This is a genomic window from Streptomyces plumbidurans (assembly GCF_019857225.1).
Taxonomy (GTDB): domain Bacteria; phylum Actinomycetota; class Actinomycetes; order Streptomycetales; family Streptomycetaceae; genus Streptomyces; species Streptomyces plumbidurans.
The window spans coordinates 1-2,365 of the sequence record NZ_JAFJSY010000167.1 but is presented as its reverse complement, the minus strand read 5'-3'; the positions used below and the strand labels follow the sequence as shown (position 1 = coordinate 2,365).

2 protein-coding genes are annotated in these 2,365 nt (G+C 67.7%); both read left to right on the top strand.

Features of this window, described 5'->3' with window-relative positions:
- Nucleotides 1–127 precede the first annotated feature (127 nt).
- The gene (istA, locus tag JYK17_RS40230; protein ID WP_222812323.1) at nt 128–1,543 is read left to right on the top strand and encodes an IS21 family transposase; all 1,416 of its coding nucleotides are present in this window, start codon (nt 128–130) and stop codon (nt 1,541–1,543) included.
- Nucleotides 1,540–2,310: an IS21-like element helper ATPase IstB gene (gene istB, locus JYK17_RS40225; RefSeq protein WP_222812322.1), complete on the top strand. Its 771-nt coding sequence runs from the start codon at nt 1,540–1,542 to the stop codon at nt 2,308–2,310. The genes istA and istB overlap by 4 nt, the downstream gene beginning before the upstream one ends.
- Nucleotides 2,311–2,365 lie beyond the last annotated feature (55 nt).

Below are 2,365 nucleotides of genomic sequence, written 5' to 3'. Positions count from 1 at the left end.
GCTGTCGGCGTACAAGCGAACGTGCACCACCTCGTACGGATGAAAGTGCACCATTCCTGATGCGGTGACGGGGTGCCAACCGTGAGTCTGTTGCTGTCGTTTCGGGGCAGCAGGGAGGCGGCTGACGGTGGTCTTGGATCCACATCGATGGCTGGAGTTGAGGCGGTTCCGGCCGTTGTACGAGTCCGGTGCGATGAGCCTGCGGGAGATCGCGAAGGAGACCGGGCTGAACCGCCGGACGGTCAGCAAGTACCTCAAGGATCCGGCCTCGCTCGCGCCGCCGAAGAGAGAAGCAGCAGATCAGCAGCCTCGGCGGGTGGTGGACGAGGTCGCGCCGCTGATCGACGCGATGCTCAGGTCCGAAATCCTGCTCAAGGGGAAGGTGATCCACGAGCGCCTCATCCAGGAGTACGGGGTCAGCATCAACTACCAGCGGGTGAAGCTCTATCTGCAGGAAGCCCGGCCCCGGATCGCGGAGGAACTGGGCATCAGCCCGGGCGAGCTGGCGGGCCTGCACCGGCGGTTCGAGGTCGTCCCGGGTGCTCAGGCCCAGGTCGACTGGGGAGACGAAGGCAAGATCCTCGCCCATGTCGGCATCCCGAAGGTCTACTCCTTCCACATGACGCTGTCGTACTCGCGCGACCCGTTCTGCTGCTTCACCACCAGCCAGGACCTGGCCACCTTCTTCGACTGCCACCGGGCCGCGTTCGCGCACTTCGGCGGGGTGCCGATGAGCATCGTCTACGACCGCACCAAAACGGTCGTGCGCCGGCACGTCGCCCCGGGTGAGGCGGTTCCGTTGCACCCGGAAGCGGTCGCCTTCGCCGGGCACTACGACTTCGACATCGACGTGCTGGCCGCCTACCGTCCGCAGGGCAAAGGCCGGGTCGAGCGCCAGGTCGGCATCGTCCGCGACCACGTCCTGGCCGGGCGGGCCTTCTCCTCCATCGATGAACTGAACGCCGCCTTCGCCGCCTGGGTCCCGCTGCGGCGGGCGAAGGTCCACGGCACCCACGGCGAAGTCATCGGGCACCGGGCCGTGCGCGATCACATGGCTCTGCGTCCGCTGCCGGCGACCCCCTACGTGGTCACCCAGCGGCACCTGCGGCATGTCGGCAAGGACTGCCTGGTCGCCTTCGACGCGAACCTCTACTCGGTGCCCGCCCGCAAGGTCCGCCCCCGCCAGCTGGTCGAGGTCCGGGCCACGAAGTCCCAGGTCAGCCTGCACTCCACCGTCTCCGGCCCAGGTGGCCAGACCTTGTTGGCCGTTCACCCGCGGGCTGTTGGCCGAGGCGCCCGCATCGTGGATGAGACGCACTGGGACGGCCTTCCCACCGGTGCCGGCCGCCGCGTCACCACCGGCGACGACACTCTGCCCTCACCCCGCCGCAACCAGCCGCCGAAGGCGGAGGCCGGGCCGCTGCAGGCTCTGCTGAACCGGGCCGCCGCCGCGAACATCGAGGTCGGCCGCCGCCCGCTGTCGGTCTATGACGAGCTGACCGGCACCCGTCCCTTCACCGCCCCGACCAAGGAAGCCCGTTGAGCGAGCTGACCAGCACCCGCATCCGCACCACCGCCGCCAAGCTCGGCCTGCCGCACCTGGCCGAGGCCCTGAACCAGTACGTCCAGCGGGCGGACGAGGCCAAGATGGGCTACCTCGACTTCCTCGACCTGGTGCTGGCCGAAGAACTCGCCGTCCGCGACGACCGCCGCTTCCGCAACGGCCTGCGGCTGTCGAAGCTGCCGCACCACAAGACGCTGGAAGACTACGACTTCTCCTTCCAGCCCGACCTCGACCCGCGCAAGGTCAAGGACCTGGCCACCCTGTCCTTCGTCGAGGACAAGGCCAACGTCGCCCTGCTCGGGCCACCCGGGGTCGGCAAGACACACATCGCTGTCGCCCTGGCCGTCGCGGCCTGCCGGGCCGGCTACTCGATCTACTTCACCAGCCTCGACGACATGGTCCGCCACCTCAAGGCCGCCGAGGACCAGGGCCGGCTGATCAGCAAACTCACCAGCTACCTCCGCCCCGCGGTCCTCGTGGTCGACGAGGTGGGCTACCAGCCACTGGAGCGGACCGAAGCGAACCTCGTCTTCCAGGTCATCTCCAAGCGTTACGAGAAGGGCTCCATCATCCTGACCTCGAACAAGACCTTCGGCGAATGGGGCCAGGTCTTCGGCGACGAGGTCCTGGCCACCGCGATCCTCGACCGCCTCCTGCACCACTGCGAAGTCGTCTCGATCAACGGCAACAGCTACCGGCTCAAGAACCGCCTCCAGGCCATCGAACGGGACACCGACGTGGCCTGAGCAGTGGTGCACATAACTTCGTACTCGGTGGTGCACTCACACGAGTACCTGGACA